Consider the following 14740-nt stretch of genomic DNA (forward strand, 5'->3'; position numbering starts at 1 on the left):
ACATTGGCCAACAAACGATTAGTTCTTAAATATCATAATGGGGGTATCATATGGTTTCTTTAAACCGACTAGTTATTTGTCTCATCCTGCTATTAAGCATGATTGCAAGTCCAGCGTTTGCTGCGGATAATCCAAGTGAGATTAATCAAATCAAGGCTTTAATGTTCTCCTCACCGACTTTTAAGGAAGGCGAAAAGGCGTTAAGCGAATCTGGTTACGAAATTGATCGATCCAAATGTGTTATTATCGATTTAGGAAACCGGAGTTATCAGGTTTACCTTACATATAAGGGATCAGAAAGTGAATACGATATTGAGTTTCAAATGAACTTACCGGAAGGGAAAGTATCGCATCGAAAACCCGATGACGACCAGTGGTCTTGGCCATGGCTCCCTATTTTCTGGTAAAATAAACTTTAAGGTATGCCATGGGCATACCTTTTTTACTTTTTCCTTTCATAACATATACCATCATTACACCTCCTTTAGGTTAATAATAAGGAGACAATCTTACATAAACCTAAATAGAAGCTTACAAGTTTAAGTGACCTCCTTTAGGCATCCTTTGCAAAGCGGTACCCAAGACCACGTACGGTTATAATATAACGAGGTTTGGACGGGTCTATTTCAATTTTCTCGCGAAGTCTGCGTATATGGACCATTACTGTATTATCATCGGTGGTATAGTAGCCATCACTCCAAACGTTGCTGAAAATTTGTTCCTTTGTAAATACTTGCCCTGGGCGAGATAGGAGGAACCGGAGTAATTCATACTCTTTAGCCGATAACGTTATTTCATGTTCTTCCCTTCGAACCACACATGCCCCAAGATCGATTTCTAAATCGGAGAACCTTAAAACATCCGTTTCATGATTGCTCTGGTTTCCTTTTAATTCACGATAACGTCTCAGATGCGCCTTCACTCTTGCGGTTAGCGCTAACCCTGAAAATGGCTTAGTTATGTAATCATCTGCCCCAAGTCCAAGCCCCAAAACTTGATCCACTTCTTCTCCACGAGCTGTAAGGAAAATGATCGGTACATCAATACTCATCGTACGCAGCTTCATACATATTTCAAACCCATCCAATCCTGGAAGCATCACATCAAGTAATAGTAGGTCCCATTCACCAGTAGATGCAACCGTTACAGCATCAATTCCATTATCAACCCGTTCTATTTGAAATCCCTCTTTCTTAAGATACGTCCCTATAATACTTGCGATCGCATCATCATCCTCAATTATTAACACTCTTCCATCCATAAACTTACTCCTCTCTTTATAAACATCCTTTATTGATTCCATATCCAACCGATTATCCCTGCCAGCAAAGTTAAGATTTAGTAAAGTTTGTAAGATTATTGTTTCTCATTTTTAAGATACCGTTTATAAACATGTAAGGTTCAAACCTTACGATAATAATCAAGCAAGGCAACAAAGAACAAAAGAAACAGGAAATGTAATGACACTTATAGTGGATTTTAGAAAAGAAGGTGGAAAAGTTGATTCGTGAATTGTTTATTGGTATGGGGAAAGAAAGAAATTATAACGTTCTGCCAGAAGTGTCCCTTGTTAGAGAAAACCAGGACACATACTATATCGGCTCGGCGGTAATGGCACACATGCATTTGTTTGAAAAAAAACAACATACTCCTGCATCTTATGTTGCCGCCCAAAGAATATTTTCGAGCAAAAGGCTGCAGGAGATTGGCAAGTATCCCTTAGCTACATCATTTGAGGTCATGTTATCAATGTTTCGGTTCGGTGATACTGACGGTCGAGAAGCTTTACGATTTGCTATAGATTTTGTCTGCAAAGCCATTAACGGCGACCCAGGCAAACTGATCTTCCTCGCACCGTATGAACTTGGATTACGCAATGATGTTCTTTCACTAGGTATTTCTTCGAATCGTGTGATTAGTTGGAATCAAAGTTTGGAAACCAGTTTAGGAGATGGCAGGCCTACTGGCTATTATGTCAAAATGTTCTACCCCTACCGGCACGGCATTATTCCTATTGGTTCAATTGGTTTTATAGAATCAAACGGTAAACTATCCGTAGATAGTGCTTTTTTTATGGAGCGGCTGTCCTTTGTAAGAGAAGGTCTTCCTACATTTTATCAGGACCGATACTTTGCTCCTTTGATGAATATGGTTAACAACCATGAGTTTTTTGCAAATTTGTCTTTTTACGAAAAGAATTTATGGATCAATCATATAAGATCGATCGTTGCGTTATTAGTAGATGGGGCCACTTTTGATTCCAAAGGTGCTGGTCATGCCTTGAAAAAAATGGTGCGCCAGCTTGCTGTAACAATTTTGGGTAAAAAATTTCCATACGAATTAGGAGAAAAATTGATCATAGCTGCCAATCAATGCCTGTTTCACTTAGGTTATTTAAATAAAATTGAATACCAAAAACTACGTGATACATTGATTGCTAAAATTGATACTGCCTCTAATCAAATTTTAAAAGGTAAAAAAGCATTTATTAAAGCTTTACGCTCCAATCAAAACAATATGTCTATGGAAGAATTACAAAAGTGGGATTCTGAACGAGGTCTAAAACTCGAATGGTTGGAAAAATTTGCTATACAAGAAGGGGTTTCTTTGTTATGCCCGCAAAAGATAAAAAAACATCAATTTAGAAATGAGTGTTACTCTTTCTCAGAAACGGACCGGATTAAGGACCCTATACAGTTTATTAAAGATTCTGAAAACCAAAAAATGAAGGGAGTATTGATTAAACATGGGTAAACACATTTTAGTAATTGGCGGATTTAGTATTATGCACAAACGGTTAAAAAAATTGGGGGCAAAAATAACACTGATCAACTTAGCTTCCGAAATTAAATCTAATGAGAATGAAACCTACCACCGTGTCATTGGTGTACCAAAAGATAAGAGCATGATTGAGTGGAAGGAGATAGCTGCCTTCTTCCATAACATTGACCCTTTTGATGGCATAGCATGCTTTCATGAAATGGATCAAGAAAAGGCAGCTTATGTTGCGCAAGAGCTACAATTATTTTATTTAGAACCAAAGGTTATCGAGAGAACCCGCAACAAAATCTTAATGAGGTCCGTTCTAAAAGAATATGGTGTGGACAAAACAAAAAATGCCATCGTTAACACAACTGATGAGATTTCTAGTTTCGCCCAAGAGCATGGGTATCCTATTATTCTTAAACCAGTAGATGGCTGGGGAAGTATTGGTGTAGCTAAAATAGAAAATGCGGAGGAATTAGAACATGCGTTAGGCTGGTATCAAACCGCTGATTTTGGTTCTGGCATGATTGTTGAAGAATACTTAGCTGGAAAAGAATTTAGTGTTGAAGCCTTTTCAGAGAACGGAATTCATAAGATCATGTGTATCACTGAAAAATTTAAAGAGGAACAACATTTCGTAGAAGTCGGTCATCGACTTCCATATCAAGGGGTGTATTCTGATTATGAACGCTCCATACATGAATTTGTTCAACACGCCCTCACCTCTATCGGAATTACGCATGGCCCAAGCCACACTGAAATCATTTTGACAATAGATGGTCCTAAAATCATAGAAACACATACCCGCTTAGGTGGTGACTATATTCCAGAGTTAATCAATATGGCAAGTGGTATAGATTTACTAGATTTATGGGCAAAACAAGCGATGGGTGAAAGCATTATAAACGAAATTCCACAAACACCAAACATGAAAAAATCAGCCGCTATATGGTATGAAACGCCTTCTACAACTGGGCTGGTGAAAGAAATAATAGGTGAAGAAGAAGCTAAATCGACAGTAGGAGTTGCAAGAGTGGAAATCTTGCAAAAACAAGGAAATAAGATTACTGGTATGAAAGACTCCTTCTCCCGTTCCGCTTGCGTACTGGCCACAGGAGACAACACAGATCTCGCCATGAGTAATGCCCAGCTTGCACTTAGCAAGATCCAATTTGTCATAGAAGATGAGCAAAGTGAAGAGGTAATCGTATGCTCCAGTTAATAAAGTTCAGGCCTTTCTTTCTCTATCTATTCAGTCATACTCTTTCTAACATTGGTTTGGGAATTCACTTATTCACCATGTCTTGGTTAGTACTGGACCTGACGGAATCAACGTCTTCCTTGGGGTGGTTATTCTCCTTGTCAACCTTACCAGTCATTATCCTCTCACCCTTCATTGGGGTGTTAATAGATAATTGGGATAGAAGATTGATAGTAGTCGTCATTCAACTCTTAAAAGGGATTCTATTGCTTACTGTTCCGATTCTTTTACTGACAGGGACCTTTCATCTCTCCGTCCTATATGGCATTTCGCTGCTAATGTCCATAGCAGACCGCTTATATTATCCTGCCTCAAAAGGGCTCATGAGGGAAATGTTAACCAAAGATCAATTACTGTCGGCAAACTCCATGGCCGGTGTAGCTATGCAATTAGGAATGCTGATTGGGTCGGTTATTGCCGGGTTTTTGCTTCACTTAATCGGGGGAGCCAATACCATTCTAGCTAACTCCATACTTGCATTTGCTTCTAGTTTTATTATCTTCTTTACGCGAAAAGGGATTGTTAATCCTAAATCAAAAATTGGAAAAGGATATGACTCATTTTTCGGTGAATTAAAGGATGGCATGCAGTATGTAAGGGAAAACAAAACGATTTTAAAAATGGCTGTTTTGGTTGCCGTAACAGATTTCACGATTCAAATTTATAATATTCTTAGTGTCCCCTTGATTCGAAATGATATGAAAATGGGCCCAGAGATTTTGGGTTTACTAGATTCCTTTTTTGCCTGGGGAGCTATTCTTGGAGGAATTACTCTAACGACTATGGTTGCTTGGTTTGGCAGGAAACATTTTATGTCGATCAGCCTGCTGCTGATGGGAGTTTTCTTTGGCTTGATCCCTTTCATGGAAGGAATTTTTTCTGGAGGCGCTATTTTCCTCTTGTTTGGAACCACACTCCTACAGGCACGTACCTTGTATAGCACGTTAATCCATGAACAAGTAGAAACACATTACCAAGGCCGAGTAAACAGCATGATTTATACTCTAACGTCAATATTCGGATTCGTTATCTATGCGTTAATTGGCTATATAGGCGAAATGGTTACCCCTTCCCTTGTATTTCATACGATTGGTTTTATCATTGCGGCCGGATCGATCATTTTGTTTATTGTTTCTGATAAACTTTTACGGGTAAAAGAATCTGGGCCTGCCACTGTTGAAGTAGTTAAATAGAAACAGGGAAATTAGCTGAAATATTTGGAAAATAATAATTGTCCAACAAGCATGAAGTTTGAGGTAAAGCTTTTATAATTGAACAATAATAAAAGCACTGGAGAACAGCAACTGTTACTGTTCTCCAGAAATGTTTGTTAAGTTGCTGCCTTCTTTTGTTGACGCCGAACGTCCAAGAGGAATCTCTTAGACGTTTTTTAATGTGCAGTAAGCTGTTGATTGAAAAATGTTTATTTTTTGTAAGTATCACAAAATAATATTTTATAGTAGCAGAACATCATTCCACTATATTTTAAAAATCCATATCTATAACTTCATTAATAGTCCCTTTAACTTGATCACTTTCGAGCAATTGTCCTTCTTTAATATCATTCACTTCTTCCGCATGTTCCAAAGCAGGATTAAACTTGTTTGGATTGGGAGGAACAACTGGACGGAAAACACGTTCATTTTTAAGCGAGCTAATCTCATCTAATAAATCGCTTCGAAGGGAGTTTAACAAAGTTTTGAATTCTTGCTTGTCTAATTTTTGCTCACCAAGTTTCGTGACAAAATCACGCAACTCGTTTGCTTGGCCAGCCCCCCTCTGATCAGCATCAACAACAAGACGGGAGGCGAATTCTTGTTTAAGTAAGTTGATTTTACCTAAAAACTCTTTACGTAGGGTATCAACTAAGGCTATGTTCTCTTCTTCCTTGTCTAATTTATCTACATCTTGCTCAACTAGCTTCGTAATATAATCCTCCAGCTGATTTGCTTTTGCCTTTTGCTCGAGAATTGAATACACCTTTGGAGAAATTTTTGAAGTTTCTAAAGTTAACATTACAGGTTCATCATTTCTTCCTGATTCCTTATTCATTAATCCAACCACATCCGTTTGGAGATTAACAGCGGATATAATAAAGTTCGATAGTGCGTAAAAAGGTGCAATCATCTGTGCCCCTAGATTTGAATACATATTGTTTAAATTGCCAACCAACTTTTCACCATGAAGATAATCTTTGTTGCTCATATGTTCTCCTCCTCTACTTAGGCGAAAACTACGTTTGTTTCATGCCTGCTTATAATTTCTAGACCATATAAATTTAACTTTCTTGTATCTGGAAGGAATATATGATTTTGCTCTCTAATTTCGGCCCCATACCTTATATCGATCGATTCTTGGATGAATCGTTTAAGGATGCTCGCTATTCCACCAATATAAACATATTTATAGACCTTATCTTTTGGTGAGGGGAATGTGTTTTCAATTTTCGTTATTAAAATTTGAGTGTATTCTCTTAATGACTCATGGATTTGCTCTGTGAGATCAACCTTTTTACCGCTATTTCCATCCATTTGTTCCATTTTTGTTTTTTCAATGTTATTGATAATGAATTCTTCTAGTGAACGAACATCATCAAAGTACTCGAGTAACTTTTCACTTCTTAGTTTATCAATGTGTTTTAGGTACGAAATGTCAGCGAAGCAGTTCAATGATTCCCTGCTCTTAGGAGCCTGAAGTCCTGATTGAAGCAATGCAAGATCAACGGTCCCTCCTCCTAAATCCACAATTAGAGTTTCATAGTTTTGAAATGAATTTGCTTCCTCACGATCTTGTAATTCAAAATCTTTTTTAATTGCCCAACGAGCAACTTCACTTTCAATCCGACATTTGCTTGTTTCGACGTGAATGGATACAACTCTCTCAAATCCTGGAGTTAAAATCGTTACATGGTGCTCCCCTTCAAATCGGCTTGCCATTTTATTTTGCATATCACTGAACTTGTTCGTTTTCTTAAGCAGCCAAATTGGAAGCATCGTTGAAAAATAATTAATGTTCACTCGATTATCTTCTTTGCCGTTTCCTTTTATTACATTGTAATAAGCAACTGACGCAAGGAACATCACTTTGGGAATCTCTGATTCCGTTTTATCATGAAGTTTGTTGATATGAATGTTTCCTAACACTTGTTTTTCCGCTGAATCGCCCACTAGATAATATTTCTCTACACCGTCTATCGTTGTTGAAATCAGTAAACTTTGTAAAAGGGATTGGGGATCATGGAAAGTAGACGGAAAGTGGCCGTCTGCCTTTTCCTTCGTTATTTCTACTACATTTGTAGGAATCTCAAAATAATAACCGTCCACAAGGGTTTGAAAGACTGAATTACCAAAATCGACATTTTGACGTTTTATATCCATTATTTCTCCTCTTTTCCTGCTATTTCCTCATAATAATTATATATTTTTCTGCTTTATTTGTCTAAAGTTGTTTATAAATTTAGATTAGTAAAAAAATGCTTACCATTATCTTAATTCATCCAGAGATTTCGCCACTGGGTGGGAGGTTTCCATTCAACTTCCTTAAACAGTGCTACCACAGAAATAGTAAGTTAGGTTATATAAATGAGGAATCTAAAGCATAAACGACAAGAAGCCTTAAATTTAAACAAAAAATGAGGAAGAACTTAATAGAGGACAACTAATGATAAACCGCACAACGAAAAATCACCGTGCGGTTATTATTTTAATATGTAGATTGGCGGGACTGCCTGGGAATCGAACCCAACAGACCTGGCACGCTGTTCTCAAACTGTTTTGAAGTTAGAGGGATGTTATTCTTTTTGGTTCCATAAAGTTTTATATAATGCCGTAAAGTCTTGATTTAATGCACTTTTTAAAAAGTAATATATCAATTTATCTAGTTTAATATAAAAATATCTAATCCGTGACCAAGGTGTGACCCTTTTTCTTACCTTATATTAATGGGAGAAAACAAGAAATTGAGGAGGTTTATATAAACCTCCTCTTCTTCCATTTGTCACCCAAAAGGAGAATGAGTATAAAAGAACCTGTAAGCCCAACCCAGTCAATGATAGATATACTTTATGATTACAGTTTAATTATGAAAGTATTGTTAACAAGGATTTTCAATAAGTCTATTATAATTGAATTTGTATTATAAGAAACAGTTTGCACAAATTTGTCCACAATTTTCCAAGAAATACTCGTTCAAAAAAGGGTACTTTTTCAAGCACAATGAAGGAACTAAAAAGAATTCGAGATAACATCTACTATCTCGAATTTATCTATATTGATGTAAGTTCCTGAACAGACCGTTGTACCTGAACCTTATCAAAATGCTCTCCGATGAACACAGCTACTTGTTCTACTGACTGTTGTGGGTTAATTTTTACAGTTTCAACTTCTCTGTAGGCATATTGAAACAAATAATACTCATGATCCTGTGCGAATTTAACCACCCCTTTTGCGCGATACACTTCAGTAGGTATTTTACTAAACAGTTTCTCGAATTTCTGACGATCGACCACCCCATCGAATCGATGAGTATAAGTCATGACGTGATTATGCGTACGATGTTGTGAATGCTCTTTCGTTTTTTCAATAGAGGGCTCCTGCTGCTCATTCTGATCGTAAAGATCAGCTTCTCTATGGATAGAATTAAACATTAGGCACATATCTATGTCACAACGCACTGTTTCTATAATCTTTACATGCTGATTTAATTTTTCAAGTATGTTCTTGACTTCGTTGATATATTCATCTGGGAGTTGGTCAGTTTTATTTAGCAGTATCAAATCGGCACAACGAATTTGTTCCTCCATAAGGCGAAGGCTCTTGCCTCTTTCACGATGTGCGAGTGCAAGGTATCACTTTCTTTTCATCTTCCTCTCTAATTCCTTAAATTAGTACTAGACTAGCTTACCTAACGTTAAATGTATTGATATTATTTGATATGTAAAGTTTGATCTTTATCGATGTTTCAACTACATTAGATTTACAAAATCGCTATTCCCTCACCCTAATAAATAAGGTTGAAAGTATTAATTAGTTGTTTTATTGAATGATACAGATGCATACGCATCGTGAAGATGGATGGATTCTTCATTACGACATTCTACTTTAAATGATTGGACAAATGGTACTTCATATAGGTCTGCAGCCACAAGGCGAACCATGTCCTCGACAAAGCGAGGATTTTCATAAGCTTTTTCAGTCACTATTTTTTCATCGGGACGTTTTAAAATCGGGTGAATTACAGCACTGGCGTTGGATTGAGCAGCGTTTAACAAAGTAACTTTCCAGTCAATCGATTCATCATAATCATCCGTTAACAACACATTCATTTTAATGAACCCCCGTTGATTATGAGCACTGTACTCACTAATTTCCTTGGAGCAAGGGCATAAGGTGGTTACCGTACAGTTTAATTCAACCTTTCTTTCTACAATCTTTCCATTTCGATACGAAAACAAGATTCTTGCATCAGCACTGTTCAATCCTGTAAGACGAGATGAAGGGGCTGTTTGTTCATAAAACCAAGGGAAACTTACTTCTAGTTTTGCATCCTTTTGGCCCAAACGTTCTGATAAATCTTTAATAAAATCGGATAGTTTCGAAAAGGTTAAGGTAAATCCTTGTCTTCGATACAGCTCCAATTGTTCTGTAAAACGACTCATATTTGTTCCCTTTACATTATGAGGAATAGTAGATGTCAGCGTAAAGGTAGCAATAGTAGTTTGCGTTAGTGGCTCTATCGTTGAGATAACAGTAACAGGAGTTTTAACATTTGTAATACCAACGGCATCTAGTCCAAACAAGAAATTTTTCTTCATATTTTGTAAATCTAACATCTTTTCTTTTTCGCTTGGCTTCGTTTTTAATCCTGGTTCTATGGAGCCAAACAGCTTTAATCGCTCACTCTTCGAGGGAAGTTTAAAATCTTTCATACATACTCCTTTATAATTCAATAAGCAATACATAACTATTAAATTATTACCATTTTAATAACTCTCCATTTTGGAGTCTTTACGTATTTCTCTGACTAAATGGGATATCTCTGGTATAATGAGTTTTTCCATAGCTAGTTTGACTGCCCCACTAGATCCTGGCATAGAAAAAATAGCAGTATTATAAGCTACACCGGCAACGGCTCTGCTTAAAATCGCTGCAGATCCAATATCCTCTAAATAACTGAGCATTCGGAATATCTCCCCAAATCCTGTCAGTTCCTTTTCTAATAAACTTTGAACAACCTCCACTGTAACATCACGACTTGCAATACCTGTTCCACCATTTATTAAGACAACATCAATCTCTTGTTCAAGACATCCCTTTTTAATTGCTTCTTCAATTACCTCAAAATCATCTGTAACGATTTCATAATCATGTATTATATGAGAATTTCCTTCTAACAACCTGATAATTAAGTTTTCACTTTTATCTGTATCGTTGGTCCGTGTGTCACTGACTGTGATGACTTTGCAATTTACTTTTTTAGGCGATTCTTTCTTATGCTGCTCAACGCCCATTTTCTTTCCCTCCTTTTGATTACTTTTATCTTCATCTATTAGAGAACTAATCTCGCATTAAATCCAAAAATAGAGAGAAGAAGTTAATCAAATTCTTTAAATTTGTAGTTGTACCTCGAATTTAATTCTACAGATTCTTCATCTAAATAGACTCTGCTTTTAGTGGTCCTGTTTTGACAACAATATTTTCCCATATAGGGAGTCATTTCTTGATCTAAAGTAGCTAGGACCAACTGACAGATACGCATTCCTGCTTTTAATTCGATTGGAACACGGTTAGCATTATAAAGTTCTAAAGTGATATGCCCTTCAAAACCTGGGTCCACCCATCCGGCATTTTGAATAAATAGACCTAATCTTCCAATGGAGCTTCTTCCTTCTACAAAAGCAGTCAAATTATTAGGTAAGCGGATCCACTCAAGGGCAGTTCCTAATACGAAGGATTGAGGTGGTATAATAATCGTATCTCTACAAAATTCTTTATAGTCGGCGGGTTTGTCAATTTTAATAAGTGGAACAACCTTTTCATCCACTGTTAAAAAATGATTGGATAACCTTAAATCAACAGAAGCAGGCTGTAGTTGCAACTGTGATAAAGGCTCAATCATTAGCTCCTTCTCTTTTAACTTCTTCAAAATGGTCTTATCAGAAAGTATCACACTCTAACCTCCTATCTTTTCCTATTTGCTTTTGCCCAAAATGCTTAGGTTAGTAGAATTCTATTATTCTATGAAGAAGTATTATTAGTGTATTGTTCCCTTTAAAGTGATTGTAAAAAGTATGCGCCTTTGTCGAATAAAGGCGCACAAGGGATAAAACGTTATATCCTAATTACTTAAATCTTTTTTATTTTGTTTCGCGATGTAATGTATGTCTTTTTAAACGAGGGCAATACTTCTTTAATTCCAATCGATCTGGATGTGTTCGTTTATTTTTGGTTGTAATGTAATTTCGATCACCTGTTTCTGTACATGCTAAAGTTATTTTTACTCTCATCATAAATTCCTCCTAATTTTGTTTTATGCTTCCACAAATGGCGGTAGTGGATCTTTAAATTTAGACCACTCTACCGTTAGTTCATCTTCGGTTAACAAACAGTCATCAAGAGTTTTTTCAATCTCTTCCTGGTCCATGTCGATTCCAATCATAACAAGCTCTGTTAATCGATCACCATAAACTTCATCCCATCTATCCAATAATTCAGGGTCTTCCTGAAAAATCTCTTGTTGTTCCTCTTTAGGGTAGGCTGCAATCCACTCTCCAGCCCCTTGAAATGTGATGGACGGGCCAGCTTGTGAAAGCAATGCTACTGTATTATTGCGGGATGCCAGCCATATGAAGCCTTTTGCCCGAACAACTTCCACTGGCCACTCTTCTAACCAGTTCATTAATCTTTCCGGATGAAAAGGAAGGCGTCTGCGATAAACGAAAGATGTGATTCCATACTCCTCTGTTTCCGGTATATGTTCATTATTTAATTCTTTTATCCAGCCGGCACCTTGGCTTGCTTTTTCAAAATCAAATCGTTCTGTATCTAACACTTGTTCCAGTGGAACTCTGGAATGATCTGTTTCAATAATGCAAGCATCCGGATTTAGTTTTTGAAGGACTGACTTTAATTCACGTCTATCTTCTTTTTCTATCAAGTCCACTTTATTTAATAAAATAACGTTGGCAAACTCGATTTGGTCAAATAACAAATCGACTACTTCCCTTTTATCGCTTTCATCAGTCCCTTGTTTCCGATCAAGCAGGCTTTCACCGGAGGAAAAATCATGCCAGAAACGATTCGCGTCAACCACAGTCACCATCGTATCCAGTCTGCAAAAAGCCGATAAATCAATTCCTAAATTTTCATCAACGTAGGTAAACGTCTGGGCAACGGGGATTGGCTCACTAATGCCGGTTGATTCAATCACAATGTAATCAATGTCTCCTAGAGAAGCAAGCTTCTCCACTTCTTTGATTAAATCTTCCCTCAGCGTGCAGCAAATACATCCATTCTGCATTTCCACCAGTTTCTCTTCTGTACGCAAAAAGCCTCCCTGCTTTACTAAAGACGCATCTATATTGACTTCACTCATATCATTAACAATCACAGCAACCTTTTTATTTTCCCGATTAGCTAAAATGTGATTTAATAATGTCGTTTTTCCTGCTCCTAAATATCCACTTAATACGGTTACTGGTATTTTCTTCACTTTTATTTCTCCTCTTTAAACCTGAATGATTACGATTTAGATGATATACCTTTACACCTAATCATTTGATTTTTTCTTTCCATACGAAATTAAGATATCGAAAATTGGGAAGCATAGGAGTCTTGAATAGTCATAATGTCTATATCTTTCCCAATTAACACCATACAAGGATCTAATGTAATTTTTAGCGGAAAATCCCCTATGTGAACTTGATTCGAACTGTATTGAAATGGATACAATCCCGGTTTATCTTGCAAGTATATGTATCCTTTTCCCCGCATAATCCCTTCTGGCAATGACTTTAACCATTTCTTTAGTTGTCTTTTTGTTACAGAAGGCACATCTTGAAATGTTATGGTTTTAATGCTGGTGTGCTGTACATGATCATGATGGTGTTTATGGTGATTACAAGAAGAATGCAGGGAATCCCCACAACAATTTGTTTGATGTTGATGTGAAAAGACAGTCGTGTTCGATCGTTTTTGTAATAATTCTCTTAGATCAACATTTCCATATGAAGTTTTTATTACCGGTGTATTGGTATTTAGCAGCTTACTTATTTTCACTTCAATTTTTTGTAATTGTTTTTCTTTCACAAGATCAACTTTATTGAGAACAACCATTGTTGCCCCCTTAATTTGGTTTTTAAGCAAATCACGAATGGTTTTCGAAGTAAATATATCTTGATTATCTAAGTATGCATTTGCATCAATCATACTAATGACGGATTGTATGTCAATCGAATTCACAAAAGGGGGACTGGCGATTACTTCTACGATCTCTAACGGATTGGCAACTCCTGTTCCTTCAACCAATAATACATCTATCGGTTTTTCCATGTGTGACTCTACCAGAGTTGTTAAGGTAGCTTTTAAATCCTCTTGAATGGAACAACAGATACATCCATCCAATAACTCAAATACATTTTCGTCTTCAAACAAGTGATTTTCAACATTCACACTTCCTAGCTCATTTAAGAGAATGGCAGCCTTCTTTTTTTGTGATTTAGAATATTTTAATAAATGTAGCAGTAATGTTGTTTTTCCGCTTCCCAAAAATCCTGAAATAATATAAGTCGGTATTTTTTTCAAAATAATCCTCCTCGAATATCAATTGGATAATAAAACCTAAAATTTAGTCTTATATTACAACTTAAATGACCAACATCACCCATAAATAATTGATAAACACCCCATTCTCCCAGCGGAATCGAAATCGTAACCATTACGATTTATATGATAGCAATTGTTAATTTACCACTTTTTTATTTTTTGAGCAAGTTCTTTGTTAAAAATATTAAAATTATTTGTACCTTTGTGTAATAACGTAAGTTCTGTAATTTGGGCTCGTATGGTATGTACTCCTTAAACCTGAATAAGACAGCATGTCCCCTACTTATTGATTGAACCCATGTTTATCCAAATTATGTTGCAAATGGATTAAACATAGGTTAAAATAACATCATTTAAATCGTAATGATTTCGTTTTATCTCTAATAAGTTGTAAATACAAGGAAAGGATGTAATAGGTGTAGTAAAAAAATCGAGTAAAGACAGCTATCGATTTTAAATCGTAATGATTTCGATTTAAAGAAAGGAATGAAAAATATGGCTACATGGGATTTAAGTAAGACTAAAAATCATGTTCTAATATGTAATGGGAGCAGCTGCAGCCGGGTGGGTGCAGAGGAACTAACACAAGCAATTCGTAAAGAAATCTCAGACCGAAATGCAGACGACGCTATCCATACAACCCGAACTCGTTGCAATGGAAGATGCCAAGATAAATGTGTTGTCATCTCCTATCCTAATGGGACTTGGTATAAAGATTTAAAACCTGAGGATTCCTCCATCTTCATTGATTCCCTTCTTGCCGGTAAGGATTATAAAGAAAAGATAAGCCATTTATTTAATAGTGAAGGTTTTGAACGAGTAAACGGAGTAGTCACCGGGATACAAAAAGACAAAGAAAAAGTAAGCAAAGTGTCGAAAATACTTTAAAAGG

The 14740-nt window shown here is 36.5% G+C and carries 15 protein-coding genes and 1 pseudogene; 5 read left to right on the forward strand and 11 right to left on the reverse strand.

Annotation, left to right across the window (positions count from 1 at the left end):
• Positions 1 to 50 precede the first annotated feature (50 nt).
• Entirely contained in the window at positions 51 to 407 is a 357-nt protein-coding gene (locus FS608_RS06355; RefSeq protein WP_144548398.1) for a hypothetical protein, read from the forward strand.
• A 146-nt stretch (positions 408 to 553) separates the two neighbouring features.
• On the opposite strand, the gene FS608_RS06360 is transcribed toward FS608_RS06355, so the two are convergent.
• Positions 554 to 1261, reverse strand: a complete 708-nt coding sequence (locus FS608_RS06360; RefSeq protein ID WP_144548399.1) for a response regulator transcription factor — start codon at positions 1259 to 1261, stop codon at positions 554 to 556.
• A gap of 230 nt (positions 1262 to 1491) precedes the next feature.
• Between FS608_RS06360 and FS608_RS06365 the strand changes: the two genes are divergently transcribed.
• The 3 genes from FS608_RS06365 to FS608_RS06375 are packed head-to-tail and all read left to right on the forward strand — an operon-like array spanning position 1492 to position 5220.
• Positions 1492 to 2754, forward strand: coding sequence for a hypothetical protein (locus FS608_RS06365; RefSeq protein WP_222127314.1), 1263 nt, complete (start codon positions 1492 to 1494; stop codon positions 2752 to 2754).
• Positions 2747 to 3988: an ATP-grasp domain-containing protein gene (locus tag FS608_RS06370; RefSeq protein ID WP_144548401.1), complete on the forward strand. Its 1242-nt coding sequence runs from the start codon at positions 2747 to 2749 to the stop codon at positions 3986 to 3988. Before FS608_RS06365 ends, FS608_RS06370 begins: the two co-directional genes overlap by 8 nt.
• Entirely contained in the window at positions 3976 to 5220 is a 1245-nt protein-coding gene (locus FS608_RS06375) for an MFS transporter (RefSeq protein WP_144548402.1), read from the forward strand. Before FS608_RS06370 ends, FS608_RS06375 begins: the two co-directional genes overlap by 13 nt.
• Positions 5221 to 5512: 292 nt before the next feature.
• On the opposite strand, the gene FS608_RS06380 is transcribed toward FS608_RS06375, so the two are convergent.
• From FS608_RS06380 to FS608_RS06420, 10 genes and pseudogenes are all read right to left on the reverse strand, one after another.
• Positions 5513 to 6232, reverse strand: coding sequence for a hypothetical protein (locus FS608_RS06380; RefSeq protein ID WP_144548403.1), 720 nt, complete (start codon positions 6230 to 6232; stop codon positions 5513 to 5515).
• A 17-nt stretch (positions 6233 to 6249) separates the two neighbouring features.
• Entirely contained in the window at positions 6250 to 7404 is a 1155-nt protein-coding gene (locus FS608_RS06385; protein WP_144548404.1) for a ParM/StbA family protein, read from the reverse strand.
• Positions 7405 to 8291: 887 nt separating this feature from the next.
• Complete coding sequence (locus FS608_RS31160) at positions 8292 to 8681, reverse strand: CobW C-terminal domain-containing protein (RefSeq protein WP_313958702.1); 390 nt, start codon at positions 8679 to 8681, stop codon at positions 8292 to 8294.
• Between the two features lie 36 nt (positions 8682 to 8717).
• Positions 8718 to 8843 (reverse strand): annotated as a pseudogene (locus tag FS608_RS31165) (GTP-binding protein); the annotation flags it as partial.
• A gap of 204 nt (positions 8844 to 9047) precedes the next feature.
• Positions 9048 to 9953, reverse strand: coding sequence for a GTP cyclohydrolase FolE2 (folE2, locus tag FS608_RS06395; RefSeq protein WP_144548406.1), 906 nt, complete (start codon positions 9951 to 9953; stop codon positions 9048 to 9050).
• 54 nt (positions 9954 to 10007) lie between these two features.
• Positions 10008 to 10535, reverse strand: coding sequence for a MogA/MoaB family molybdenum cofactor biosynthesis protein (locus tag FS608_RS06400; RefSeq protein ID WP_144548407.1), 528 nt, complete (start codon positions 10533 to 10535; stop codon positions 10008 to 10010).
• 83 nt (positions 10536 to 10618) lie between these two features.
• The gene (gene dcd / locus FS608_RS06405; RefSeq protein WP_144548408.1) at positions 10619 to 11194 is read right to left on the reverse strand and encodes a dCTP deaminase; all 576 of its coding nucleotides are present in this window, start codon (positions 11192 to 11194) and stop codon (positions 10619 to 10621) included.
• A 187-nt stretch (positions 11195 to 11381) separates the two neighbouring features.
• Complete coding sequence (gene rpmG, locus FS608_RS06410) at positions 11382 to 11531, reverse strand: 50S ribosomal protein L33 (RefSeq protein ID WP_144548409.1); 150 nt, start codon at positions 11529 to 11531, stop codon at positions 11382 to 11384.
• Between the two features lie 23 nt (positions 11532 to 11554).
• Positions 11555 to 12736 (reverse strand): GTP-binding protein, encoded by a 1182-nt coding sequence (locus FS608_RS06415; protein ID WP_144548410.1) that lies wholly within the window; start codon positions 12734 to 12736, stop codon positions 11555 to 11557.
• Positions 12737 to 12825: 89 nt separating this feature from the next.
• Positions 12826 to 13827, reverse strand: coding sequence for a CobW family GTP-binding protein (locus FS608_RS06420; RefSeq protein ID WP_144548411.1), 1002 nt, complete (start codon positions 13825 to 13827; stop codon positions 12826 to 12828).
• Positions 13828 to 14343: 516 nt separating this feature from the next.
• Here FS608_RS06420 and FS608_RS06425 point away from each other — a divergent pair.
• On the forward strand, positions 14344 to 14736 hold the full coding sequence (locus tag FS608_RS06425; RefSeq protein ID WP_144548412.1) for a (2Fe-2S) ferredoxin domain-containing protein: 393 nt from the start codon (positions 14344 to 14346) through the stop codon (positions 14734 to 14736).
• Positions 14737 to 14740 lie beyond the last annotated feature (4 nt).

It is taken from the genome of Bacillus sp. X1(2014) (assembly GCF_007678255.1).